This is a genomic window from Octadecabacter sp. SW4 (assembly GCF_008065155.1).
Taxonomy (GTDB): domain Bacteria; phylum Pseudomonadota; class Alphaproteobacteria; order Rhodobacterales; family Rhodobacteraceae; genus SW4.
Genome location: NZ_CP042819.1, coordinates 854,639 through 879,504, shown reverse-complemented (window position 1 = coordinate 879,504; position 24,866 = coordinate 854,639). Strand labels below are relative to the sequence as shown.

At 62.6% G+C, this 24,866-nt stretch carries 19 protein-coding genes, 1 tRNA gene and 1 riboswitch; of the genes, 11 read left to right on the top strand and 9 right to left on the bottom strand.

What is annotated here, in order from left to right:
- Positions 1 to 45 precede the first annotated feature (45 nt).
- Positions 46 to 990 carry an NAD(P)-dependent oxidoreductase gene (locus FTO60_RS04380; protein ID WP_148054827.1) on the bottom strand — a complete coding sequence of 315 codons (945 nt, stop codon included), beginning with the start codon at positions 988 to 990 and terminating at the stop codon, positions 46 to 48.
- 176 nt (positions 991 to 1,166) lie between these two features.
- Between FTO60_RS04380 and FTO60_RS04375 the strand changes: the two genes are divergently transcribed.
- From FTO60_RS04375 to FTO60_RS04330, 10 genes are all read left to right on the top strand, one after another.
- Positions 1,167 to 1,460 carry a hypothetical protein gene (locus FTO60_RS04375; RefSeq protein WP_148054826.1) on the top strand — a complete coding sequence of 98 codons (294 nt, stop codon included), beginning with the start codon at positions 1,167 to 1,169 and terminating at the stop codon, positions 1,458 to 1,460.
- A gap of 52 nt (positions 1,461 to 1,512) precedes the next feature.
- A complete protein-coding gene (locus FTO60_RS04370) occupies positions 1,513 to 2,799 on the top strand; it encodes a homoserine dehydrogenase (RefSeq protein WP_148054825.1) in 1,287 nt (428 codons plus the stop codon).
- A 1-nt stretch (position 2,800) separates the two neighbouring features.
- Positions 2,801 to 3,484 (top strand): ceramidase domain-containing protein, encoded by a 684-nt coding sequence (locus FTO60_RS04365; RefSeq protein WP_172623800.1) that lies wholly within the window; start codon positions 2,801 to 2,803, stop codon positions 3,482 to 3,484.
- A 93-nt stretch (positions 3,485 to 3,577) separates the two neighbouring features.
- Positions 3,578 to 3,961, top strand: a complete 384-nt coding sequence (locus FTO60_RS04360) for a VOC family protein (RefSeq protein ID WP_148054823.1) — start codon at positions 3,578 to 3,580, stop codon at positions 3,959 to 3,961.
- A 152-nt stretch (positions 3,962 to 4,113) separates the two neighbouring features.
- A complete protein-coding gene (glpX, locus tag FTO60_RS04355) occupies positions 4,114 to 5,079 on the top strand; it encodes a class II fructose-bisphosphatase (RefSeq protein WP_148054822.1) in 966 nt (321 codons plus the stop codon).
- A gap of 98 nt (positions 5,080 to 5,177) precedes the next feature.
- On the top strand, positions 5,178 to 6,941 hold the full coding sequence (recJ, locus tag FTO60_RS04350; RefSeq protein ID WP_148054821.1) for a single-stranded-DNA-specific exonuclease RecJ: 1,764 nt from the start codon (positions 5,178 to 5,180) through the stop codon (positions 6,939 to 6,941).
- Between the two features lie 97 nt (positions 6,942 to 7,038).
- Positions 7,039 to 7,113 (top strand) — tRNA-Glu (locus tag FTO60_RS04345).
- 344 nt (positions 7,114 to 7,457) lie between these two features.
- Positions 7,458 to 8,165: an ABC transporter ATP-binding protein gene (locus FTO60_RS04340; RefSeq protein ID WP_148054820.1), complete on the top strand. Its 708-nt coding sequence runs from the start codon at positions 7,458 to 7,460 to the stop codon at positions 8,163 to 8,165.
- Positions 8,162 to 10,525 (top strand): ABC transporter permease, encoded by a 2,364-nt coding sequence (locus FTO60_RS04335; RefSeq protein ID WP_254696883.1) that lies wholly within the window; start codon positions 8,162 to 8,164, stop codon positions 10,523 to 10,525. The genes FTO60_RS04340 and FTO60_RS04335 overlap by 4 nt, the downstream gene beginning before the upstream one ends.
- 4 nt (positions 10,526 to 10,529) lie before the next feature.
- The gene (locus tag FTO60_RS04330; RefSeq protein ID WP_148054819.1) at positions 10,530 to 11,762 is read left to right on the top strand and encodes an efflux RND transporter periplasmic adaptor subunit; all 1,233 of its coding nucleotides are present in this window, start codon (positions 10,530 to 10,532) and stop codon (positions 11,760 to 11,762) included.
- Here FTO60_RS04330 and FTO60_RS04325 read toward each other — a convergent pair.
- From FTO60_RS04325 to FTO60_RS04290, 8 genes are all read right to left on the bottom strand, one after another.
- Entirely contained in the window at positions 11,759 to 12,547 is a 789-nt protein-coding gene (locus FTO60_RS04325) for a crotonase/enoyl-CoA hydratase family protein (protein ID WP_148054818.1), read from the bottom strand. The genes FTO60_RS04330 and FTO60_RS04325 overlap by 4 nt on opposite strands.
- Positions 12,537 to 13,403 carry a hydroxymethylglutaryl-CoA lyase gene (locus FTO60_RS04320; protein ID WP_148054817.1) on the bottom strand — a complete coding sequence of 289 codons (867 nt, stop codon included), beginning with the start codon at positions 13,401 to 13,403 and terminating at the stop codon, positions 12,537 to 12,539. Before FTO60_RS04320 ends, FTO60_RS04325 begins: the two co-directional genes overlap by 11 nt.
- 100 nt (positions 13,404 to 13,503) lie before the next feature.
- Positions 13,504 to 16,353, bottom strand: a complete 2,850-nt coding sequence (gene gcvP / locus FTO60_RS04315; RefSeq protein ID WP_148054816.1) for an aminomethyl-transferring glycine dehydrogenase — start codon at positions 16,351 to 16,353, stop codon at positions 13,504 to 13,506.
- A gap of 83 nt (positions 16,354 to 16,436) precedes the next feature.
- Entirely contained in the window at positions 16,437 to 16,796 is a 360-nt protein-coding gene (gene gcvH / locus FTO60_RS04310) for a glycine cleavage system protein GcvH (protein ID WP_148054815.1), read from the bottom strand.
- Between the two features lie 15 nt (positions 16,797 to 16,811).
- Positions 16,812 to 17,942 carry a glycine cleavage system aminomethyltransferase GcvT gene (gene gcvT, locus FTO60_RS04305; protein WP_148054814.1) on the bottom strand — a complete coding sequence of 377 codons (1,131 nt, stop codon included), beginning with the start codon at positions 17,940 to 17,942 and terminating at the stop codon, positions 16,812 to 16,814.
- 139 nt (positions 17,943 to 18,081) lie between these two features.
- A riboswitch (glycine riboswitch) is annotated at positions 18,082 to 18,167 on the bottom strand.
- Positions 18,168 to 18,212: 45 nt separating this feature from the next.
- Entirely contained in the window at positions 18,213 to 19,436 is a 1,224-nt protein-coding gene (hemA, locus tag FTO60_RS04300) for a 5-aminolevulinate synthase (protein WP_148054813.1), read from the bottom strand.
- A gap of 77 nt (positions 19,437 to 19,513) precedes the next feature.
- Entirely contained in the window at positions 19,514 to 20,965 is a 1,452-nt protein-coding gene (xylB, locus tag FTO60_RS04295; protein WP_148054812.1) for a xylulokinase, read from the bottom strand.
- 10 nt (positions 20,966 to 20,975) lie between these two features.
- Positions 20,976 to 24,545 (bottom strand): hydantoinase B/oxoprolinase family protein, encoded by a 3,570-nt coding sequence (locus FTO60_RS04290; RefSeq protein WP_148054811.1) that lies wholly within the window; start codon positions 24,543 to 24,545, stop codon positions 20,976 to 20,978.
- Between the two features lie 58 nt (positions 24,546 to 24,603).
- Here FTO60_RS04290 and FTO60_RS17605 point away from each other — a divergent pair, with 58 nt between their 5' ends.
- Positions 24,604 to 24,765 (top strand): hypothetical protein, encoded by a 162-nt coding sequence (locus FTO60_RS17605; RefSeq protein ID WP_172623799.1) that lies wholly within the window; start codon positions 24,604 to 24,606, stop codon positions 24,763 to 24,765.
- The last annotated feature ends 101 nt before the right edge of the window (positions 24,766 to 24,866 follow it).

Sequence of the window (24,866 nt, the reverse complement as noted above, 5' to 3'; positions counted from 1 at the left end):
TTTGCTTTGCGCCCTGCTAGCGAAAAGCGCGCGCGCCTTCCAGCCCTATCGCTTGGGCACCACCTCGTAGCCGGGTTCTTCGGGTTCATCATCGACCATTTCGTCCGGAAAGCCGGGGGCGGTGATATCAAGGCCCGTGGCCTCTTCAAGGCGGCGGATGATATCATCGGATTGCGCACGCGCCCCGTAACGGGCGATCCCGTCGTCAAAGATCGACACCATCAGGGGGCTGATTTCAAGCGGGACACCGGCGCGCTCGGCGATGTCCTGAAACAGGCCGATATCCTTTTTGACCAGATCCATCGTGAAATTGATGTCGCGACTGCCGTTCAGAATGACCTGACTTTCGGTCTCGTGCACGAAGGAAGTGCCCGAACTGATGCGGATCGCCTCGTATGTGGTCGCCAGATCAAGGCCGGCGGCTTTCATCGTCACCAGCGCCTCGCAACAGGTCAAAAGGTTCGCGGTGGCCAGATAGTTGGTCATGACCTTGAGCGTGCTGGCGCTGCCCAGATCGCCGGTGTGCAACACGCGCCGCCCCAGAATGGTCAGCACCGGCAAGACCCGTTCAAAGGTCGCGCGGTCGCACCCGGCAAAGATCGAAATATTGCCGGTGTCCGCGCGGTGACAACCCCCTGACACGGGGCAATCCACCGCTGCGCCCCCACGGGCAATAACCGCGTCGCCAAGGCGCTGCACTTCGGCGGCGTCCGTGGTCGACATCTCAAGCCAGATCTTGCCTTGCGTGACGGCGGGCAACATCTGCGTGACGACCGCATCGCAGGCCGCAGGCGATGGCAGACAGGTGATCACCAGATCGCACCGCGCCATCATATCGGCTGGCGATTGCCCATCGCGTGCGCCGCGCCCGACAAAGTCGGCAACGAATGCGCCGTTCAGATCATGCACCGCCAGATCGATGCCGTTGCGCAGTAAACTGCCCGCCAGTTTGCCGCCCACATTCCCCAAGCCGATAAAGCCGATTTTCATTAGGTCACTCCTGTTGTTTTCGCCACCCTGATCGCTGCGTGCACGGCAGGCCCGCCCATTTGCGACATTGCACCAGTCTTGTTGTGCGCCCGGGCCGCCGCCCCTTGCATCTGCACGCGCGCCCCCCGTATTGTCACGCAACTTTGCCCTGCTAAGGCCCGTTGATGCGTCCTTTCATGATCATCCTTCTTTACCTGACAGCCGCGTGCACGCAGTTTCCAGAACTGGATGCCACGCTGGATCAGGCCACGCTTGATGCACCTTATCCCGATCTGGTGCCGCTGGGGCCGCTTTTGGCGCAGGCTGACGGTATCGCGCAAACGGGTCAGACCAGCGCGACGGCACAGGCCAGTTTCGACAGCCGCCTGGTGCGCCTGCGCGCACAGGCCGCCCGCCTGCGCGGTCCTGTCGTTGACCGCGCCACCCGCGCCCGCATGGCGCGCGGAATTGCGATCGCCGCGTTGCAGTAGGCGCGCCAACGCGCTAACAGCCTTTTGAACCACAGCCAGACAGGACCCGAACATGACAGAGCCACTTCGCCTTGGAATTGCAGGTCTGGGAACCGTGGGCGTGGGCGTTGTGCGCATCGTGCAAAATCAGGCCGATTTGCTGGCCGCACGCTGTGGGCGCCCCGTTGTGATTACGGCCGTTTCGGCCCGCTCCAAAGCCAAGAACCGCGATGTTGACCTGTCTGATTACGCCTGGGAGGACGACCCCGTTGCCTTGGCCAAACGCGCGGATGTCGATGTTTTTGTCGAATTGATCGGCGGCGACACAGGCCCGGCCAAAGACGCCGTCCAAGCAGCCCTGAAGGCGGGCAAGGACGTGGTGACCGCCAACAAGGCGTTGCTGGCGCATCACGGTCAGGCCCTGGCTGAAACCGCCGAGGCCGCAGGCCGCGTGATCCGTTTTGAAGCGGCGGTGGCGGGTGGGATTCCCGTCGTCAAGGCCCTGACCGAAGGGTTGGCCGCCAACGAAATCACCCGCATCATGGGGGTGATGAACGGCAGCTGCAACTATATCCTGACGCGCATGCAAAGTGCCGGCCTGTCCTACGAGGCTGTCTTTGACGAGGCCAATCAGCTTGGCTATCTCGAGGCCGATCCCGAACTGGACGTGGGCGGGATTGATGCGGCACACAAGCTGGCGATCCTGTCGTCGATTGCCTTTGGCACGCAGGTTGATTTTGACGCCGTGGAACTGGAAGGCATCGGCGCTGTCACCATCGAAGACATCCACCAGGCCGCCGATATGGGCTACCGGATCAAGCTGCTGGGCGTGGCGCAGATGACCGGGCGCGGACTGGAACAGCGCATGTCGCCCTGCCTTGTGCCCGATACATCGCCGCTGGGGCAGCTTGAAGGCGGCACCAATATGGTTGTGATCGAAGGCGACGCCGTGGGCCAAATCGTGCTGCGCGGTGCAGGTGCGGGCGAAGGCCCGACCGCCAGCGCCGTGATGGGTGATGTCATGGATATCGCGCGCGGCCTGCGGTTGCCGACTTTTGGGCAGCCCGCCGCCAGCCTGCGCAGCGCCCGCGCGGCCCGCGCCGCGGTCTCTGCCCCCTATTATCTGCGCATGCAACTGCTGGACAAACCCGGCGCGCTGGCCAAGGTTGCCCAGACCCTGGGCGAAGCGGGTATCAGCATCGACCGGATGCGCCAATACGGCCATCAGGACACCAGCGCACCGGTGCTGATCGTCACCCACAAGACCACGCGCACCGCCCTGGACGAGGCGCTGGACGCAATGGCAGACACCCGCGTTGTTGTCGGCACGCCCGTCGCCATCCGGATCGAAGAAGTCTGATTTGAACTGGGGCGCGCCGGTTGATATTTACTGCGAGCGGCTGTCAGCCGCGTTCTGGGCCGAACCCATCAACGCGTTTAGCAACGTCGCCTTTATCATTGCGGCATTTGTCGCATGGCGCACGGCGCGCCGCCTTGGGGTGCGCGGCGTCGATCTGACCGCGCTGATCGTGCTCGCGGGGCTGGTCGGGATCGGGTCGTTTCTGTTTCACACCTTTGCAAACAGATGGTCGGAACTGGCCGATGTTGTGCCGATCTGGACCTTTGTCGCCGTTCTTGTTCTGGTCGCGATCCACCGTATTGGTGGGGTGCGTCCCGGCAAGTTGGCGATGGGTGCCATCGGGGTTCTGGCGATCATGATTATCGTGATGCTTGCCAGCGGCGAAGGCGATGCAGCGACGTCCCCCACCCCGCCAATCCTGAACGGATCATTGCAATACGCCCCAGCCGTCATCGCCATGCTGGTGTTTTCCCTTATCGGCTGGTGGCGTGCCAGCCCGATGGCCCCATGGATCTGGGCGGCCACGGGAACCTTTGTCATCAGCCTTGCATTTCGCACGGTTGATCTGGCGCTTTGCGATGTTTGGGCCACTGGCACACATTTTATCTGGCACGCGCTCAACGGTCTGATGATTGGCTTGTTGCTGGACGGGATGATACGATTACGCGCACGTCCGCCGGGTTGAGGCATGTTGCCGTTATCACGGTGCCAGCCATCCCACCGCTTGTCGCGATCTGCCTCGCCCCCTATCCTGACGCCACAGCATCAGGAGGCAAGAATGCTTGATCACATCGGCATCAGCGTGTCCGATTTCACAGCGGCCAAGGCATTCTACGACGCAGCGCTGGCCCCGATCGGCGCGTCACTGATGGTAATGATCCCCGCGGAATTTACCGATGGGGTCAAGGTTGGAGGCTACGGTCAGGGCCGTCCGGTGTTCTGGCTAAGTGAAGGTCCGGCGCAATCGCCCAGCATCCACATTGCCTTTGCCGCGCCCGATCGCGACACGGTTGACGCGTTTTATCAGGCGGCGCTTGCGGCGGGCGGCACAGACAACGGCGCGCCGGGGGTGCGCCCTCAGTATCACGCCGCCTATTACGGCGCATTCGTGCGCGATCCTGACGGAAACAACATCGAAATGGTCTGCCATGCGCCAGCCTGATCCAGCGCCAGACTTTCGCTGAAAGTCTGTGCCACAAATCCCGGGCAAGGATTTGACGGCGAAATCGGATGTTAGCGACGAAACTCGCGCTCCGATCGCTTGGCCTTGGGCACAGGGCGGGTTACACCATGCCCACCCATAAGGAACACCCCATGTCCAAAGCTGCCGATTTCAACGACCGCATGCTCTCGCTCGGCCTTGCCCGCGTGTCCGAGGCCGCCGCATTGGCCAGCGCCCGCCTGATCGGGCGCGGTGATGAAAAGGCCGCCGATCAGGCCGCCGTCAACGCCATGCGCGACCAGCTTAACAAACTTGATATCGCCGGCGTTGTCGTCATTGGCGAGGGCGAGCGCGACGAGGCGCCGATGCTTTATATCGGCGAAGAAGTCGGCACCGGCGATGGCCCCGGTGTGGATATTGCGCTGGACCCGCTGGAAGGCACGACCCTGACTGCCAAGGATATGCCCAATGCCCTGACTGTCATCGCAATGGGACCGCGCGGATCAATGCTGCATGCGCCCGATGTCTACATGGACAAACTGGCCATTGGGCCGGGGTTTCGCACCGGCGTTGTGACCCTTGACATGGCGCCAGCCGACCGTGTCAATGCGCTTGCTGCCGCCAAGGGGTGCAGCACCCAGGACATCACCGTTTGCGTGCTGGAACGACCGCGTCACGAGGAAATGCTCGCCGAGTTGCGCAGCACGGGTGCCGCAATCCGCCTGATCACCGATGGCGACGTTGCCGGTGTCATGCATTGCGCCGAGCCGCATCTGACCGGCATCGACATGTATATGGGCAGCGGTGGCGCACCCGAGGGTGTGCTGGCGGCGGCGGCGCTGAAATGCATGGGCGGGCAGATGTTCGGCCGGCTGACCTTTCGCAACGACGATGAACGTGCCCGCGCCAAAAAGGCGGGGATCACCAATCTGGATCGCGTTTACACCCGCGACGATATGGTGACCGGCGATGTGATTTTCGCCGCCACCGGCGTGACCGACGGCTCGATTCTCGCGGGCATCAAGCGCGAGGTCGGTTATCTGACCGCCGAGACGATCCTGATGCGTTCCAAGACGGGGTCGGTGCGGCGGATGTCGTATCGCAACCCGACCGGGTGACAGCGCCGCAAGGGCTGGAGCCTCCGGCGGGAGTTTTATTGCCAAGATGAAGCAAGGGGCGTGGATTATCTGCGCCCCTGCGCATATGGTGCATCGTGATGAATGAGACACAACATATGGCACGCGCCTTTTTGGGTGTGACGGAGTCTGCGACGGGCCGCCGCTGGGTCGGGCCCAGCGTGGAACAGGACCGCGCTGCCGAGGCAATGGCGCAGGATACCGGCCTGCCCCCGCCACTTTGTCATACCCTGGCGCGCCGCGGTGTTGCGAGCGCTGAGGCGGCAGACTTTCTGGCGCCAAAACTGCGTGACCTGCTGCCGGACCCGCGCGCACTGCGCGATATGGAGGCCGCCGCCACACGGTTTCTGGCGGCCGTCACTGCAGGTGAGCGGATTGCCATTTTTGCTGATTATGATGTGGATGGCGCCACCTCGGCGGCGCTGCTGATCAGTTGGCTACGCGATATGGGGCGCGCGGCGACCTTGTATATTCCCGATCGGATTGACGAAGGATACGGCCCCAACGACAACGCGATGGCGATGCTGGCAGGCGATCACGATCTGATTGTCTGCGTCGATTGCGGCACCCTGTCTCATGGGCCGATTGCGGCGGCCGTTGGCGCGGATGTGATTGTGCTTGATCACCATCTTGGTGGGGAAACGCTGCCTGAATGCGTGGCCGTGGTGAACCCGAACCGGCAAGACGAAGACGGTGCGCTGGCGCATCTTTGTGCCGCTGGTGTTGTGTTTCTGATGCTGGTCGAGGCGAACAGGCGCCTGCGCGAGGCGGATCAAAACGGCCCCGATCTGATCGCCCTACTGGATCTGGTGGCGCTGGGGACGGTGGCCGATGTGGCCCCGTTGATCGGCGTGAACCGTGCACTTGTGCGCCAGGGGCTGGCCGTTATGGCACGGCGCCAGCGGGTTGGGCTGGTGGCCCTGTCGGATGTGGCACGCATGGATAGTGCGCCGTCGTCCTATCATCTGGGGTTCCTGCTGGGGCCGCGCGTGAATGCGGGCGGGCGTATCGGCAAGGCCGATCTTGGCGCACGCTTGCTGGCCTGCACTGACCCGCGCGAGGCACAGGCAATGGCAGAGCGGCTGGACCAGCTCAACAGTGAGCGGCGCGAGATCGAAAGCAGCGTGCGCGACATGGCCCTGGAACAGGCGCAGGCGCGCGGCGTCGATGCGCCCCTTGTCTGGGCGGCGGGCGAAGGCTGGCACCCGGGCGTGGTGGGCATTGTCGCCGCGCGCTTGAAAGAGGCGACAAACCGCCCCGCCGTGGTGATCGGGCTGGACGGAGAGATCGGCAAGGGGTCGGGTCGGTCTGTCAGCGGCATTGATCTGGGCGCCGCGATCCAGCGGCTTGCCGCAGAGGGGCTGTTGATCAAGGGGGGTGGTCACAAGATGGCCGCTGGCCTGACGGTGGCCCGTGAACAGTTGGAACCGGCGATGGCGCGGCTGTCGGACCTGCTGGCCAAGCAGGGCGCGGGTGACATTGGCCCTGCCGATCTGCGCCTTGATGGCGTGCTGATGCCCGGCGCGGCCAGTGTGGAGCTGATCGAGCAGATCGAACAGGCGGGGCCATTCGGCGCCGGCGCCCCTGCCCCGCGCTTTGCCTTTCCCGACTGCCAGATCCTGTTCACCAAACGGGTCGGCGCGGACCACCTGAAACTGACGTTCGGTGACGGGCTTGGGACGCGCATCGACGCCATTTCCTTTGGTGCAATGGACGGGCCGCTGGGGGTCATGCTGGCCAATCACGCAGGCGCGCGATTCCATCTGGCGGGGCGGCTTGAGGTGAACACCTGGCAGGGCCGCCAATCGGTGCAACTGCGCCTTGAAGACGCGGCACCTGCCTGAAAACCCATAAATTTCAGGCCAAAAATTTTCGCAATATTCCGCGAAAAACCCCCTTGCCCTTGGCAAACGGTTTCCCTAAAAGCGGCTCACCAAGTGCGGTCCCTTCGTCTATCGGTTAGGACGCCAGGTTTTCAACCTGGAAAGAGGGGTTCGATTCCCCTAGGGACTGCCATTGGAGCCCCCAATTCTCAGGCGCTCGTCGTGTTTCAAAAATGCGATCCGTCGACTTTGCCGCCGTTGGCAACGTCGTGATTTGGCGCCTCCCTCGGGTTGCGGCCGGACCGCGCATTCGAAACACACCAGAATCCACGTCGAACCGGACCCCGATAAATACGAAACGGTGCCGCTCCTGTCGCCGATCCCGCCAACCTCAGTAGATCGGACGCGGCAAGGCCGGGCTTGATCCAAGCCAGAATTTTCGTGCGAGCCAGGCTACGACACTGGCAAACTGGTATTCACCGCCATATCGGCATAGACTTCGCAGGCAATTTCCGATTGCCTTGACTGCGAGGCGGCATGACAAGAAATACATTTTCAACCAAAGGCTTGACCAAGGTTTATGGTGAGGGCCGATCAGCCGTTCATGCGCTGCGCGGCGTTGACCTGGACATTCCCAAGGGCGAAATTGTCGTGCTGCTGGGGCCGTCGGGCAGCGGCAAATCCACCTTGCTCAACATTATCGGCGGGTTGGACCGTCCAACTGCGGGCGAGGCCTTTTTTCAGGATCGGAACCTGGCGGAGATGACCGACAGGCAACTGACCCGCTATCGCCGTGATCATGTGGGATTTGTCTTTCAGTTCTACAATCTGATGCCCAGCCTGACGGCGCGCGAAAACGTCGAACTGGTGACCGAGATCGCCCGTGATCCGATGGACCCGGACGAGGCATTGGCGATGGTTGGCCTGCGCGAACGCGTCGATCATTTTCCGGCACAGTTGTCGGGCGGCGAACAGCAACGCGTCGCGATCGCGCGGGCCGTGGCCAAGAACCCGACGGTGCTGTTTTGCGATGAACCCACGGGCGCACTGGACAGCATGACGGGGCGGTCGGTGCTGAATGTCTTGCGTGATGTGAACGAAGAACTGGGTGCGACCGTGCTGATCGTCACCCATGCCGCAAGCCAGGCGGCGATGGCCGACCGCGTCATACATTTTGCGGACGGCGCGATCCGCGAGGTCGTCGTGAACAAGACGAAACTGTCCCCCGCCGAGATCGACTGGTGAGCCCGCTTGACCATAAGCTCCTGCGCGACCTGTGGCGCATGAAGGGACAGGCGATTGCAATTGGCATGGTCATTGCAGTCGGGGTCGGCATGCTGGTGATGATGCAGGGGCTGGTCACCTCGCTCAATGAAACCCGCACGGCCTATTACGAACGTCACCGGCTGGCCGAGGTTTTCGCGCCTGTGGCCCGTGCACCCAACCGTGTGGTCGGGCGGCTGGCGGCAATCGACGGCGTCAGCACCGTCGAGCCCCGTGTTGTGGGTGGTGCGCTGATTGACCTGCCCGATTACGACCTGCCCGTGCAGGCGCAGGCGGTGTCCCTGCCCGACCTGCGCGACCCGCGTCTGAATGACGTGTTCCTGACGGACGGGCGGATGATTGATAGCGACCATTCCGACGAAATCCTGCTGTTGCAGGCCTTTGCCAATGCCCATGACCTACGTCCCGGCGATCGGATCAGCGCGACGATGAACGGCGCGCGGCGCAGCTTTCGGATTGTCGGCCTCGCCCAGGCGCCCGAGTTTCTTTACACCACCGCGCCGGGCGAATTGATCCCCGACGACGCCCGTTTCGGTGTGATCTGGATGAGCCGATCCGCGCTTGGCGCCGCCTATGACATGAACGGAGCGTTCAATCAGGCGCTCTTATCCCTCTCGCGCGGGGCCAATGAAGCGGCTGTTCTGGACGCGGTGGACCGCATCCTTGATCCCTATGGCGGCACGGGTGCCTACCCGCTGGCCGACCAGACCTCGGACCGGTTTGTCAGTGAGGAAATCAGCGGCCTGGAGGCATCCGCCGCGGGTGTGCCGCCAATCTTTCTCGCGGTGGCGGCGTTCCTTTTGTATATCGTGATCAACCGCATGGTGCAGTCCGAGCGCGAGGAGATCGGGCTGATGAAGGCCTTTGGCTACTCAAATGGCGAAGTGGGCGCGCATTATTTCAAACTGGTCATGGCCATCGCGGTCGGCGGCGCGCTGGCGGGGTGCCTGATGGGGATCGCAGGCGGCCGAGCGCTGATCCAGGTCTATGTCGCATATTTCAAGTTTCCGTTTCTTGTGTTCCAGCTTGATCCGGCCTCGTTCGTGACGGGGGTGACGGTCAGCATTCTTGCCGCTTCGGCGGGTGGCATGTTGGTGCTGCGCCGTGTTTTTGCGCTGACACCTGCCGATGCGATGCGACCGCCTGCCCCGGCCGATTACACGCGTTCGGGGCGTTTCGGGCGGAGGCTGGACAGTTTTCTGGATCAGCCCTCGCGCATGGTGCTGCGCCGCATTACCCGCCAGCCTGCGCGCATGGCCGGTGCGATGATCGGCATCGCCTGCGGCATGGCGCTGAGCGCGTCGATGATCACGATCTACGCCGGATTTGATCGCACGATCGACCTGACCTTCAACGTGATCGACCGCAGCGATGTGACGGTCGGCTTTACCCACGCGGCCTCTGAGGCGACGATATTCGAGCTGGCGCGCATGGACGGCGTGACATTGGTGGAACCGGTGCGCCATGTGCCTGCGGTGCTGCGCAACGGGTTGCTGACCCACCGCGGCATTGTCAGCGGGTTGCCACCCGATCCGCGTCTCAGCCGGGCACTGGACGCCGATCTGGTTGATATCCCGCTGGAAAATGGCGGTATCGTCCTGTCCACCGCGCTGGCGACCAAGCTGGATATCAGCCCCGGCGATACCCTGACGGTCGAGGTGCGCGAGGGGCGACAGCCGGTGTTGCAAATCCCGGTGACCGGTGTGGCCGAAAGCCTGTTGGGCGCGCCCGCCTATATGGATTTGACCGCGCTGAACCGTGCCCTGCGTGAACCCAACCGCGTGTCGGGTGCATATCTTTCCATCGACGTGGCCCGTGCCACTGAAATCTACGCCGCCCTTCAGGACATGCCGACAGTTGCGGGCGTCAGCCTGAAATCACAGGCCGAAGTCGCCTTTCAGACGGTGATGGACACAGGCGCGGGCGCGATCCGTTACGTCATGGGTGCCATCGCCTTTGTGATCACCTTTGGCATTGTCTACAACGCCGCCCGCATCGCCTATGCCGAACGCGCACGCGATCTGGCGAGCCTGCGGGTGATCGGATTCACCCGGGGTGAAACAGCATTTGTGTTGCTGGGTGAACTGGCCGTGGTGACGCTGGTTGCCCTGCCCATCGGCGGTTTTCTGGGCTATTATCTATCCTTTGGGATCGCCGCCGGTTTTTCCAGCGAACTTTACCAGATTCCTGCGGTCTTTGACCCGGCAAGCTATGGATTCGCCGCGATGGTGGTGATCGGGGCGGCCATTGGTTCAGGGTGGTTGGTGAAACGAGATATCGACAGGGCTGAACTTGTTGCGGCCCTGAAAACAAGGGAATAGCCCAATGGCAAAAGCAAAGAAACGATCTCGCCTGATCCTGACTGCCGCGACCATTTTGTTGGTCGGCGGCGCGTTGACGGCGGCATTCTGGCCCAAGCCCACAATGGTCGATATGGGCGCGGTCACGGTGGGAACGTTGCGCATGACCATTGACGAAGAGGGGCGCACACGGGTGCGCGATGCCTATATCGTCTCGACGCCTGTCGCCGGACAATTGCAGCGCGTCACCGTGCAGCCGGGCGATCCGGTGGTGCGCGGGGAAACGATCGTTGCGCATATGCGCCCCACCAACCCTGCTGCGCTGGATGTGCGCACCCGCGAACAGGCGCAAGCGGCTGTCACAGCGGCCCAGGCCGCCTTGCGTGTCGCGCGCGCTGATCTGAACGCAGCACTTGCCAACCGCGATCTGGCCGACACCGAACTGGCCCGCACGCAGCAACTGGTGGCGCGCGATATTTCAAGCGAGGCCGCCCTAGACCGTGCCCGCCAATCCGCCCGCGTGGCGCAGGCAAGCGTCGACACAGCCGAGGCCGCCATTGTCATGCGCGAGGCCGAAATTGCCAACGCGCAGGCCTTGCTGATCGGTTTTGATGATCGTGGGCTTGCGGCGGCTCTGGGCAACGGGTCCGACGATATCCCGCTGTTCGCCCCCGCCGATGGCCGTATCCTGCGGGTAATCCAGCAAAGCGAAACCACGCTTCCGGCCGGCGCTCCGGTCATGGAAATCGGCAATATCACCAACGACCTCGAGGTCGTTGTCGATCTGCTGTCAACCGATGCCGTGCAGGTTGCGCCGGGCGACCGGGTGGTGATCGCCGACTGGGGCGGTCTGGCCGAACTGGCAGGCGAAGTGATCCGCGTCGATCCGTTTGGTATCACCCGGTTTTCGGCCCTCGGCGTCGAGGAACAGCGGGTCAACGCCGTCATTGCCTTTACCAGCCCGCCCGAAGACTACGCCGGTCTGGGCCACGGGTTTCGCGTGGAAACCCAGATCATTGTCTGGCAGGCGGAAGAGACCCTGATCGTGCCCGCCAGCGCCCTGTTTCGCAGTGGCGATGCCTGGGCCGTGTTTGTGGTGAACAATGGTGTGGCGCAGCAGCGCACGATCACCATCGGCCCCAACAACGGCATCGCCGCGCAGGTGCTGGATGGTCTGGCCGTGGGCGACACGGTGATCCTTTACCCCTCGTCGGGTCTGTCCGAGGGGATGCGCGTGGCCGCGCGGGTGATCAACTAGGGCGCGCGCCAGTCAGGCGTTGTCTTGTTGAGGAATGCGTCGATCCCTTGTGCGGCCTCTTGGCCTTCCCAGGTATCGGCAAGACGGGCGATTGTGGCATCGATCACCGCGTCATCAATCACCGGACCAAGGGCGCGCGCCAGGGCCTTGGCGGCAGCGACCGCATGGGGGGCCGTGTGCAGGTAGGGGGCGATTTCGGCCGCGATTGCACCGTCCAGATCAGCGGCGGGAACGGCGCGAGCGATCACGCCAAGGCGCGCGGCCTCGGCTGCGTCGAACACCCGCGCGGACATGAACACGCGGCGCGCATGGCCTTCGCCCAGCCGCGCCAGGACATAGGGGCTGATGGTGGCGGGAATCAGGCCAAGGCGGGTTTCAGTCAGGCCAAATTTGGTGGTCGTTGCAGCCACGGCCACATCACAGACACAGGCCAACCCCACGCCACCGCCGTAGGCGCCACCGTGAAGTTTTCCGATCAGTGGCACCGGCAACTCGTTCAAGGCCTTCAGCATCATTGCCAGATCACGCGCCGCCCCCATGCGGCTGGCACGATCACCGTCGATCTGTGCCCGCATCCAGCCCAGATCACCGCCCGCGCAAAACACCTGCCCCGCCCCGCTAAGGACAATGACGCGACTTTTGCCGCCCGCATCGACCCCACGCGCGAAATCGGTCAGATCAGCGATCATCTGTCCCGACAAGGCGTTGCGTGTGTCGGGCAGGTTCAACTGCAGTTGGGTCACGCCACGCGGATCGGTCTGCACGGTCAGGGTGTCATAGGGCATCGGTTTGCTCCACCAGGGCGCGCGCAAATTCGGCGGCAATGGCCAGGGCGGCGCGGTCAATTCCCGTAGGATAGCCAAGCCGTTCCAGCAGTTCCACAACGTCTTCGGTCGCGACATTCCCGCGCGATCCGGGCGCATAGGGGCAACCGCCAAGCCCGGCTACAGAGCCATCAAAGCTGCGCAACCCGAAATCAAGGCTGGCGACGATATTGTCGCAGGCACGTCCGTGGGTATCGTGGTAATGCCCCGCGAGCGCGCGGGCTGGCACTGCGTCACAAACCGCCCGCAGCATTGCGGCAATCGTATCGGGCGTGCCCGCGCCGATCGTATCACCAAGGCTGACTTCATAAGCCCCCATCGCATACAGTTTTGCCGCCACATCAGCGACCTGTGCGGGTGGCGTTGGCCCGTCATAGGGGCAGTCGGTGACACAGGACACATAGGCACGCAGCGGCAACCCGTGATCGCGCACCACGGGCAGCATCGGCGCGAAACGTTCAAGGCTTTGCGCTATCGAACAGTTGATATTGTGCTGGCTGAACCCTTCCGAGGCAGAGGCGAAAATCGCGACCTCGTCCGCGCCAGCGGCAATGGCGGCATTCAGGCCGCGCAGGTTGGGTGTCAGCGCCGTATAGGACACGCCAGCCTTTCGCGCGATCCCCGCCAGAACCTGCGCCCCGTCAGCCATTTGCGGCACCCATTTGGGGCTCACAAAACTGGCGACTTCGATCCTGGAGAACCCGCAACCCGACAACAGGTTCACCAGATTGATCTTATCCGCCGTCGCAATCGCGCGGCCTTCGTTTTGAAGGCCGTCGCGCGGTGACATCTCGAAGATGGTGACGTTGTCAGACATTGCGCTGCACCTTGGTTAAGCCGTTGGGATGATCATCCCATTGCGGCGAACAATCGGCAAGCCACCCCATTTCCCCGCATGACCGGTGCGGCGGTTCGCGCTACTCGGCCGCGTTCAGATAATCCTCCAGCGGCGGGCAGGTGCAGACCAGATGCCGGTCGCCGTAAACATTATCCACACGCCCCACCGGCGCCCAGTATTTGTCGACCCGGAACGACCCCGGTGGGAAACAGGCCTCCTCGCGCGAGTAGGGCCGGTCCCAGTCGCTGACCAGATCCTGCATCGTGTGGGGCGCGCGTTTCAGGGGGTTGTTGTCTTGCGGCCAGTCGCCTGCCTCGATCTTGGCAATCTCGGCGCGGATCGCCAGCATCGCATCGCAAAAACGGTCCAGTTCGGCCTTGGTCTCGCTTTCGGTTGGTTCGACCATCAGCGTGCCAGCCACCGGCCAGGACATCGTCGGCGCGTGAAAGCCGCAATCCATCAACCGCTTGGCGATATCATCGACATTCACATGGGCGCTGTCGGCATAGGGGCGCGTATCAAGGATGCATTCGTGGGCCACGTGCCCCCGCGTGCCCTTGTAAAGCACGTCATATGCCCCTTCCAGACGTTTGGCGATGTAGTTGGCGTTCAGGATCGCGACGCGCGTCGCCTGCGTCAGCCCCGCGCCACCCATCAGCAAAATATATGCCCACGAGATTGGCAGGATCGAGGGCGAGCCATAGGGCGCGGCACTTACCGGCCCCTGTTCTCCCCCGGTCTGGGGATGGCCGGGCAAGTGTTTGGCCAAGTGTGCCTTGACGCCAATCGGCCCCATGCCGGGGCCGCCGCCGCCGTGGGGGATGCAGAACGTCTTGTGCAGGTTCAGGTGGCTGACGTCGCTGCCGATCTCGCCCGGTTTGGACAGGCCTACCATGGCATTGAGGTTGGCCCCGTCCAGATAGACCTGCCCGCCAAATTCATGGGTGATCTCGCAGACCTCGCGCACGGTTTCCTCAAACACGCCGTGGGTGCTGGGATAGGTAATCATGCAAGCCGCCAGCGTGTCCCCTGCCGCCGCGGCCTTGGCGCGGAAATCCTCGGTGTCGATATCGCCGCGCTCGGTGCATTTGACGACGACCACCTCCATCCCGCACATCTGCGCAGACGCTGGATTGGTGCCGTGGGCATTGACGGGGATCAGGCAAACCTTGCGTTGATCATCGCCATTGGCGCGGTGATAGGCGGCGATGGTCAGCAGGCCCGCATATTCACCCTGTGCGCCGGAATTGGGCTGCATCGACATGGCGTCATAGCCGGTGATCTCGCATAATTTGGCGCTCAGATCGGTGATGAGTTCCTGGTAGCCCTCGGTCTGGTCCCTGGGCGCAAAGGGATGGACCAGCGAAAACTCGCGCCAGCTGACGGGCATCATTTCCACGGCTGCGTTCAGCTTCATCGTGCAGGAACCAAGCGGGATCATCGCCCGATCAAGCGCCAGATCACGATCCGCCAGCCGGCGCATATAGCGCATCATTTCGGTTTCCGCGCGGTTCATGTGGAACACCGGGTGGGTCAGGTAGTCGGATGTGCGATGCAGTTCATCGGGCACCCGGTATTCGGGATCGAAATTGCGATCCTTGCGCTTGATCCCGAAGGCTTCCCAAACTTTCTCGACCCGTTTTGGCCGCGTTGTTTCATCCAGTGAAATCCCGATCCGGTCATCGCCGACGCGGCGCAGATTGATCTGGCGATCAACCGCAGCCTGCATGATCTTGGCCTGATCCTTGCCCACCTTGACCGTGATCGTGTCAAAGAATGCGCCGGTGCCAATATCAAAGCCGGCTTCTTCCAGCCCCTTGGCCAGACGCACGGTCTTGCGGTGAATCCGTTGGGCAATCGCCTTGAGCCCCTCAGGTCCATGAAACACGCCGTAAAACGAGGCCATGACCGCCAGCAGGGCTTGGGCTGTGCAGACGTTGCTGGTGGCCTTCTCGCGGCGGATATGCTGCTCGCGTGTTTGCAGGGACAACCGATAGGCCTGATGACCGTGGCTGTCGATGGACACCCCGACGATGCGCCCGGGCATGTTGCGTTTATAGGCATCCTTGCAGGCAAAATAGGCCGCGTGCGGGCCGCCATAGCCAACGGGCACGCCAAACCGCTGGGTGCTGCCCACCGCGATATCGGCCCCCATCGCGCCCGGTTCTTTCAGCAGCGTCAGAGCCAGTGGATCGGCACAGATTATCCCGATGGCTTTGGCACCGTGCAGAGCGGCAATGGGATCGCTGAAATCATGCACAGCGCCGTAGGTGCCGGGATACTGGAACACGGCCCCGAACACGGCCTCGGGATCCATATCCGCAGGGTCGCCGACAATCACCTTGATGCCCAGGGGGGCCGCGCGGGTCTGCATCACGGCGATGTTCTGCGGATGGCAGTGATGATCGACAAAAAACGCCCCCGCCTTGGATTTGGCGACACGCTGGGCCATAACCATCGCCTCGGCACAGGCCGTTGCCTCGTCCAACAGGGACGCATTGGCGATATCGAGACCCGTCAGATCAATGATCATGGTCTGAAAGTTGATCAGCGCCTCGAGGCGGCCTTGGGAAATCTCGGGCTGATAGGGCGTATAAGCAGTATACCACGCCGGATTTTCCAGAATATTGCGCTGGATCGCGGGGGGCGTGACCGTGCCATAATAGCCCTGCCCGATCAGGCTGGTATAAACCTTGTTCTTGCCCGCGACCTTGCGCATATGGTGCAGCAATTCCCGCTCGGACTTGGCCTTGCCGAAATCAAGCGGCTCCGCCTGCCGGATCTCCTTTGGCACGGTCTCGTCGATCAGCTGGTCCAAACTTTCGACGCCGATGACCTCGAGCATCTGCGCCATTTCGGCGGGGCTGGGGCCGATATGACGGCGATTGGCAAAATCATATGGCAGATAATCCGTGGGCGTAAACGACATGACCGCTCCTTTTCTGGGCGACGAGATCCAGCTTTTTCTTCCAAAATGACTTCCGCCGGAGGCTCCGGCAGAAGCCACGCGCGCTAGCCGATGAATTTCTGATAGGCGGCTTCATCCATCAGATCATCGAGCACCGACATATCCTCGACCTTCATCTTGAAGAACCAGGCGTCCCCCGTCGGGTCTTCGTTGACCTTGCCGGGATCATCGGCCAGCGGCGAATTCACCTCGACGATCTCTCCGTCCAACGGGGCCAGAATATCAGAAGCGGCCTTGACGCTTTCAATCACCACAACCTCGTCGTCCTTGACAACTTCGGTGCCTTCTTCGGGCAGTTCGATAAACACCACATCACCCAATTGTTCAGACGCATGTTCGGTAATGCCAACAACGATCAGGTCATCCTCGACGCGCAGCCATTCGTGTTCTTCAGTAAATTTCATTTTATTCTCCGTTGTTTATCTCTTGTAGGTGGATGGGCGGAACGGCATATCCGCGACCATGACAGGCTGGCGCTTGCCGCGGACTTCGCCCCAAAGGGCCGTGCCCGTGGCGCTGTGATCTGTAGCAACATAGCCCATCGACATGGGCGCGCCGATACTGGGGCCAAATGCGCCGGACGTTACATGGCCAATCGGCGCGCCACCGGTGGCCTGCGCGTAGATCTGCGTCCCGGCCCGCATCGGCGCGCGCCCGTCGGGCAACAACCCGATACGCAGACGTGCAGGCCCGTCAGCAAGTTCTTTCAAGATACGATCCGCGCCCGGAAAGCCCCCCGCACGGTCCCCGCCAGCACGGCGCACCTTCTGGATGGCCCATGCGATGTTGCCCTCCACGGGACTTGTTGTTTCGTCCAGATCGGACCCGTAAAGACACAAGCCCGCCTCAAGGCGCAGGCTGTCGCGCGCGCCCAGACCAATCGGCGCAACCCCGTCGATGGCCAGCAGGGCGCGGGCAAAATCGACCGCTGCCGCATCGGGCACCGACACTTCAAAGCCATCTTCGCCACTATAGCCAGACCGTGAAATCCACAGCGCGCCAAACGCGCTGTCCACGGTCAAGACATCCATGAACCGCATTGCGCGCACCTCTGGTGCGATGGCCGCCAGCGCATCCTCGGCCAGTGGTCCTTGCAGGGCCAGCAGGGCGCGGTCAGTAACGGCCGCAATCTCGCAAGCCTCGGACAGATGCGCGCGCAGATGCGCCTCGTCGGCGTCTTTGCAGGCGGCATTCACCACCAGAAACAGGTGGTCACCGCGATTGGCGATCATCAGATCGTCGCTGATCCCGCCCGCGTCATTTGTAAACACGCCATAGCGCTGTCGCCCCTCGGACAGCCCCGCCACAGACACTGGGACCAATCTTTCCAGCCCCAGCATCGCGTCCATCACCTCGCCGGATTTCGGCGACAGCAGGATTTGCCCCATATGGCTGACATCGAACAGCCCCGCTTTTTCGCGGGTATGCAGGTGTTCGCCCAGCACGCCCAACGGAAATTGCACGGGCATGTCATAGCCCGCAAACGGCACCATCTTGCCGCCCAGTTCCACATGCAGATCGTAAAGCCCCGTGCGTTTCAGATCGCTCATCCCGTTCCCCTGTCCTTGACCGTCGGGAAACCCCTGCGGCACCGTTTGCGCGCAATTGCGCGTCCGATGCCCCCTCTGTCCTTGCGCCTGAGATCGTTATCCCTTCGGCGGGTGCGTCTGCACCACTCTCCAGAGTTCAGTCAACACAGCGGTCCTTGGGCCTGAGAGTTTACCGGGGCGGTTGCTCCTTCGGCACTGGATATCCAGTTCTCCCACTGTGCTGTAGATTGATATGCCGCTTTTCCCCGAGTCGTAAAGGGCTTTGATGTATCACTGCGCGGCGATTGGCATGCGTGCCAGTTGGCATTGTTGCCAGAGCCTTTCGAGTGCGTTGACCAGCGCGTCGATATCGGTCTGGGAGTGCACTGGTGAGGGGGTGATGCGCAGCCGTTCTGTGCCTTTGGGCACGGTCGGGTAGTTGATCGGCTGGATATAGATGCCGAACTGGTCCATCAGCACGTCCGACAGGTATTTGCATTTCACCGGATCGCCCACCATCACCGGAATGATGTGGCTGGGGTTGTCCAGATGCGGGATGCCGGCCGCGTCAAGCCGGGCGCGCACCTGCGCGACACGGGCCTGCTGGCCGGCGCGCTCAGAGCTGGACTGTTTCAGGTGGCGGATCGCGGCGCAGGCGCCTGCGGCCACCGCCGGCGGCAGGGCCGTGGTAAAGATGAACCCGCTGGCGAACGAGCGGATAAAATCACAGACCGCGGCGCTGCCCGCGATATAGCCGCCAACCACGCCGAACGCCTTGCCCAGCGTGCCCTCGATCACCGTGATCCGGTCCATCAGCCCGTCGCGTTCGGCGATCCCGCCGCCGCGCGGACCATACATGCCCACGGCGTGCACCTCGTCCAGATAGGTCATGGCGTTGTATTTGTCAGCCAGATCGCAGATCGCGCCGATCGGGGCGATATCACCATCCATCGAATAGACCGATTCAAAGGCGATCAGTTTCGGGCGCTCCAGCGGCGCTGCGGCCAGTTTCGCCTCAAGATCGGCCAGATCATTGTGCCGCCAGACCTGACACTGCGCGCGCGAGTGGCGGATGCCTTCGATCATGCTGGCATGGTTCAGCGCATCCGACAGCACCAGACAGTCGGGGAGTTTCGCCGCCAGCGTGCCCAGCGCCGCCCAGTTGGACACATAGCCCGAGGTGAACAACAGCGCGTCTTCCTTGCCGTGCAGATCGGCCAGCTCGCGCTCCAACAGCACGTGATGATGGGTCGTGCCGGAAATGTTGCGGGTGCCGCCCGCGCCCGCGCCAACCTTGTCAAGCGCATCATGCATTGCCGTCAGCACCGCCGGGTGCTGCCCCATCCCCAGATAATCATTCGAACACCAGATCGTCACAGGGCGCACCCCATCGCCCCGATGATTGGCCGCCCGCGGAAACGCCCCCCGCTCCCGCTCAAGATCGGCAAAAACACGGTAATTGCCCTCGGCCCGCAACGACGCAAGCGCCGACTGGAAAAATGACTGGTAATTCATGGGGTTTCTCCTGCAGCTTGGGAAATTTTTACAGGACGGGGCGGTCACTACTTTGACACAGGTCAATGACGGGCGGTTTATTGCACCGCCTTGATCCCCGCATATGCGGCGCGGAATTTGGCATAAGCGACGTCAAAATCCGCCGCCAGGCTCGCGTCGGGCGTGATGGTTTCGCCCAACCGGGGCGGGGTCATCAGCGTTTCGGCCTCGGCCCCTGTGGCCGCCGCCATCGCAAGGCGCGCCGCGCCCAAGGCCGCGCCAAATTCCCCGCCCTTGGGCAGGGACAGCGGCACGCCCACCACGGTCGCGATCAGTTTCAGCCAATAGCGCGAACCGGTGCCACCGCCGATGGCGATCAACTGATCAAGCTTGGCGCCCGTGGCGCGCAGGGCGTCAAAACTGTCGCGTAGCCCAAAGGCCACCCCTTCGAGGACGGCGCGGGTCAGGTCATCGCGGGTCGTATCGGTGCCAAGCCCGGTGAAGCTGCCACGGATATCGGCATCGTTATGCGGCGTGCGTTCACCCGACAGATAGGGCAGAAACCGCAGGTCAGTGGGCGCTTGCAAGGCGTCACCCAGCGGCGCGGTCAAATCGCGTGGGGCAGTGCCGGTGATCCGTCCCAGCCAGTTCAGACTGTCGGTCGCCGACAGCATCACACCCATCTGATACCAGCGGTTCGGGATCGCGTGGCAAAACGTATGCACCGCAGTTTCGGGCGCGGGGCTATAACCATCGCGCGCGGCCAGAACCACGCCCGATGTCCCCAGTGACACGAACCCCTGCCCTTCGGCCACCGCCCCGATCCCGCAGGCAGCGGCGGCATTGTCGCCCGCACCACCCGCGATGGTGACGGCGTGTTCCAGCCCCCATTTGGCGGCCAGATCGGCGCGCAACTGACCAGCGGGCGCGCTGCCTTCCACTAGGTCGGGCATCTGATCGCGGCGCATCCCGCCAGCGGCCAGAAGATCATCGGACCAGTCACGCGCGCCGACGTCCAGCCAGGCCGTGCCTGCGCTGTCGGACATATCGGCCACACATGCGCCGGTCAGATAATAGTTCAGATAAGCTGCGGGCAATAGCACCTTGGCAACACGCGCAAAAACTTCCGGCTCATGGTTAGCTACCCAGCTAAGTTTTGGTGCGGTAAACCCCGGAAAGACGATATTGCCCGACAGGGCGCGCGTGCCCGCCATTTGATCAAGCTGCGCCGCTTCGGCATGCGCGCGCGTATCGTTCCACAGGATGCAAGGGCGCAAGACCGCACCCGTTTCATCCAGCAAAGTCGCCCCGTGCATATGCCCCGCAACGCCAATGCCCCGCAGGGTGGCAAATTCGGGATGGGCGGCGCGCAGATCGTCCATCGCAGCCTCAAGCGCGGCAATCCAGTGGCGCGGGTCTTGCTCGGACCAGCCCGAATGGGGGTGGCGGACCTCGTAGTGATGTTCGCTGGTGCCGATCGGCGTGCCATCGTCACCGATCAACAAGGCACGCAAACCCGATGTGCCAAGGTCAATGCCCAGATATGTCATATTGGTCCTTTCATGGGGCACCATAGCCCCCGCCGCCCGGCGTTTTCATCACGAAAACATCCCCCGCAGCCACCTGTGTTTCGTCGTTACCCTGCAATGCATCAACGCGACCGTCCGCGCGTTCGACAGCGTTTTCGCCCAGCGCACCCGTGTCCCCGCCTGCCGCCCCATGCGGCGGCACAATCCGGTGCGAGGTCAGCACCGTTACCGTCATCGGCTCAAGGAAACGCAAGCGGCGGGTAATACCATTGCCCCCCGCGAAACGGCCCTGGCCGCCCGAGCCGTGACGGATCGAAAATTCATCGACCCGCACGGGGAACCGTGTTTCCAGCACTTCGGGGTCGGTCATGCGGGTGTTTGTCATATGACTGTGCACCGCACTGGTGCCGTGAAACCCGTCGCCCGCGCCGGTGCCTCCGCAGATGGTTTCGTAGTTCTGATAAGTGTCGTTGCCGTAGACAAAATTATTCATCGTTCCCTGACTGCCCGCGATCACCCCCAGCGCGCCAAACAGCGTATCAGCAATGGCCTGTGACACTTCGGTATTGCCGGAAATCACGGCGGCGGGGTGAGCCGGATTGATCATTGATCCCTGCGGCACGATCAGGTTCAGCGGCTTGAGGCAGCCTTCGTTCATCGGGATGTCGCTGCCCACAAGCGTGCGGAACACATACAGCACCACCGCCCGGCAAATCGCCAAGGGGGCGTTGTAATTCAACGGGTTCTGCGGTGATGTTCCGGTGAAATCAAGGGTCGCTGCGCGGGCGTCATGGTCAACATTGATCGCGACCTTGATCTGGTCACCGCCATCAAGCGGATAGGTAAATTCGCAGTCGTGCAGCACGTCCAGCACGCGACGCACGCTTTCTTCGGCGTTGTCCTGCACATGGGTCATATAGGCGTGGACGGTATCCAGCCCGAACTGGCGGGTAATCTTCTGCAATTCGGCGACGCCGGTGGCATTGGCGGCGATTTGCGCGGCAAGGTCGGCCATGTTCTGATCAACGTTGCGGCAAGGATAGCGCCCCGAGGCCAGCAATGCCCGCGTTTCGCTATCGCGCAGTTTCCCTTTGGCGACCAGCAGGAAATTGTCGATCAGCACGCCTTCTTCGTCAATCGTGCGGCTGTCGGGCGGGGCGGACCCCGGGGTCTTGCCACCGATATCGGCGTGATGGCCGCGGCTGGCGACGGTATAGGCAATGCGACCGTCCGCAAACACCGGCGTGATCACCGTGACATCGGGCAAATGGGTGCCGCCGTTGAACGGGTTATTCATCATGAACACATCGCCGGGGCGGATCTTGCCAGCGTTCTGGCGCAGCACCGTGCGCACACTTTGTGACATCGACCCAAGATGCACAGGCACATGGGGCGCATTGGCGACCAGATCGCCCGCTGCGTCAAAAATCGCGCAGGAAAAATCGTAACGTTCCTTGATGTTTACCGAATAGGCCGTATTGGCGAGGGTCGCACCCATCTGTTCGGCGATCGACATAAAGAGATTGTTGAACACCTCGAGCATGACCGGATCGACGCGGGTGCCAATCGCCATTTCGCGCGGCAAAGGGATCACGCGGCGCAGGATCAGATTGCCGCCCGACAGACATTCGGCCCGCCAGCCCTGTTCCAGCACATTGGTGCCGGTGGGTTCGGTGATAATCGCGGGGCCATCGACGGTATCGCCCAGGCGCAGGGTCGCGCGATCGACCACAGGCACATCCACTTGCACACCTTGCGACCACATTGGCCGGGTCTGTGCGGGGCCGCTGGTGCCTTGCGGGTCGGGCAGGTTCACCGGTTCGCCCGTGGCGCCGATGGCTTCGGCCGTCAGCATGTCGATGATCAGGCGCGCGCCCTGCGGGACAAAACCGAACCGTTGCTGATGGGCCGTTTTAAAGGCGGCGGCCATATCATCGGGCGCGCCAAACGGCACGGCCAGCGTTTGCTGGGCACCGTCGGGGCGGATATGCGCCATTTTGACGAGGCTGATTTGCGCCGTGGGAATGCCCTGCCCCGCCACTTCTGCGCGGGCGTCTACCACAAGACCGGCCAAGGTTTTGGCCGCCGCATCCAAAGCATCAAACCCCTTGCCAAACTGGGCCTCGCGCATGGCGCGCACATCGGCCAGCCCCATACCAAAAGCCGACAAAACGCCGGCAAAGGGATGGATAAAGACGCTTTGCATCCCCAGGGCATCGGCGACCAGACAAGCGTGTTGCCCGCCTGCCCCGCCAAAACAGTTCATCGTGTATTTGGTCACGTCATAGCCGCGCTGGACGCTGATCTTCTTTATCGCATTGGCCATGTTCGCGACTGCGATCCGCAGGAACCCTTCGGCGATATCCTGGACCGACATATCGCCACCGATCACGCGCGCCATGTCGGCAAATTTCGCGCGCACAGCCTCCACATCAAGCGGCTGGTCGGCGTTAGGTCCAAAGACGGGCGGGAACAGATCGGGGTGCAGTTTGCCCAGCAGCACGTTGCAATCAGTCACGGTCAGCGGCCCGCCACGGCGATAGGCGGCAGGGCCAGGATTGGCCCCCGCACTTTCGGGGCCAACCTGCATCCGCCCGTCGCGGTAGGACAGGATCGATCCGCCCCCCGCCGCGACCGTGTGGATCGACATCATCGGCGCGCGCATCCGCACACCGGCGACTTCGGTCTCGAAGCTGCGTTCGAATGCGCCCGCGTAGTGGCAGACATCGGTTGATGTGCCGCCCATGTCGAACCCGATCAGCCGGTCAAACCCAAGCTCCGCCGCCGTGCGCACCATTCCCACCACGCCCCCCGCCGGACCGGACAGGATCGCATCGCGGCCCTCGAACAGGGCCGCATCGGTCAGCCCGCCGTTCGAACGCATGAACATCAGCCGGTCGCACCCGCCAGTCGTCGCGCCCAAGGCATCAGCCACCTGGGCCACGTATCGGCGCAGGATTGGCGACAGGTAGGCATCGACCACCGCCGTATCGCCCCGCGCGACGATCTTGATCAGCGGACTGGCCTGATGGCTCAGCGAGGTTTGGGTAAAGCCGGTGTCGCGGGCGATCTGGCCCAGCGCCTTTTCGTGATCGGCAAAGCGATAGCTGTGCATCAGGGCAATCGCGACCGAACGATAGCCCCGTTCGTGGGCCGCCTGCAGGGCCGCGCGGGCCGCACCGGTATCTAGTTGTGTAATCACCGTGCCATCGGCGGCCAGCCGTTCATCCACCTCGACCACATCATCATATAGCAATTCGGGCAGCACGATATGCAGATCAAACAGGCGCGGGCGGTTCTGATAACCAATGCGTAGCAGGTCGCGCATGCCCTTGGTAATCAACAGTAGGGTGCGTTCGCCCTTGCGTTCGAGCAGGGCATTCGTGGCCACGGTCGCGCCCATTTTGACGGCATCAATCTGACCGGGTGGAATAGGATCGCCCGCGCCCAACCCCAGCAGCGTGCGAATACCCTGCACTGCCGCATCGGCGTAGCTTTCGGGGTTATCAGACAGCAATTTATGGGTGTGCAACCGGCCATCGGGCGCTTTGCCGACGATATCGGTAAACGTCCCGCCGCGATCAACCCAAAACTGCCACATCCGCGCCTCCCCTGTTGATAGGTTTTTCAACAAGGGGGCTTGGGATGTAAAGCACGCAATGCGTGGTTATGTTTTCAGCGCGTCAAAGGTGGCGGGCTACATGTCGCGCGCGAATGCGGGCGCATCGGTAATGCCTGCCAGATTCGCCGTGATCACGATGAAATGCCCATACGCAAGTTTCTCAGAACCCGAGAAATCGCGTGATCAGCCGGGTCTGTGATTCAATGGTGCCCAGGGGCGGAATCGAACCACCGACACGAGGATTTTCAATCACATAACCAAATTAAATATCAATGAGTTACGTGTTGTTGTATAATCTTG

Excerpts from the sequence above, each read along its gene's own strand:
- FTO60_RS04325 (WP_148054818.1), bottom strand. The coding sequence starts at position 12,547 with ATGCCCTATGACACCCTGACCGTGCAGACCGATCCGCGTGGCGTGACC.
- FTO60_RS04380 (WP_148054827.1), bottom strand. The coding sequence starts at position 990 with ATGAAAATCGGCTTTATCGGCTTGGGGAATGTGGGCGGCAAACTGGCG.
- gcvH (WP_148054815.1), bottom strand. The coding sequence starts at position 16,796 with ATGAAATTTACTGAAGAACACGAATGGCTGCGCGTCGAGGATGACCTG.
- FTO60_RS04375 (WP_148054826.1), top strand. The coding sequence starts at position 1,167 with ATGATCATCCTTCTTTACCTGACAGCCGCGTGCACGCAGTTTCCAGAA.
- FTO60_RS04320 (WP_148054817.1), bottom strand. The coding sequence starts at position 13,403 with ATGTCTGACAACGTCACCATCTTCGAGATGTCACCGCGCGACGGCCTT.
- FTO60_RS04340 (WP_148054820.1), top strand. The coding sequence starts at position 7,458 with ATGACAAGAAATACATTTTCAACCAAAGGCTTGACCAAGGTTTATGGT.
- FTO60_RS04360 (WP_148054823.1), top strand. The coding sequence starts at position 3,578 with ATGCTTGATCACATCGGCATCAGCGTGTCCGATTTCACAGCGGCCAAG.
- FTO60_RS04330 (WP_148054819.1), top strand. The coding sequence starts at position 10,530 with ATGGCAAAAGCAAAGAAACGATCTCGCCTGATCCTGACTGCCGCGACC.
- gcvT (WP_148054814.1), bottom strand. The coding sequence starts at position 17,942 with ATGAGCGATCTGAAACGCACGGGGCTTTACGATCTGCATGTGGAACTG.
- recJ (WP_148054821.1), top strand. The coding sequence starts at position 5,178 with ATGAATGAGACACAACATATGGCACGCGCCTTTTTGGGTGTGACGGAG.
- glpX (WP_148054822.1), top strand. The coding sequence starts at position 4,114 with ATGTCCAAAGCTGCCGATTTCAACGACCGCATGCTCTCGCTCGGCCTT.
- xylB (WP_148054812.1), bottom strand. The coding sequence starts at position 20,965 with ATGACATATCTGGGCATTGACCTTGGCACATCGGGTTTGCGTGCCTTG.
- gcvP (WP_148054816.1), bottom strand. The coding sequence starts at position 16,353 with ATGTCGTTTACGCCCACGGATTATCTGCCATATGATTTTGCCAATCGC.
- FTO60_RS04370 (WP_148054825.1), top strand. The coding sequence starts at position 1,513 with ATGACAGAGCCACTTCGCCTTGGAATTGCAGGTCTGGGAACCGTGGGC.
- FTO60_RS04290 (WP_148054811.1), bottom strand. The coding sequence starts at position 24,545 with ATGTGGCAGTTTTGGGTTGATCGCGGCGGGACGTTTACCGATATCGTC.
- FTO60_RS17605 (WP_172623799.1), top strand. The coding sequence starts at position 24,604 with ATGCGTGGTTATGTTTTCAGCGCGTCAAAGGTGGCGGGCTACATGTCG.
- hemA (WP_148054813.1), bottom strand. The coding sequence starts at position 19,436 with ATGAATTACCAGTCATTTTTCCAGTCGGCGCTTGCGTCGTTGCGGGCC.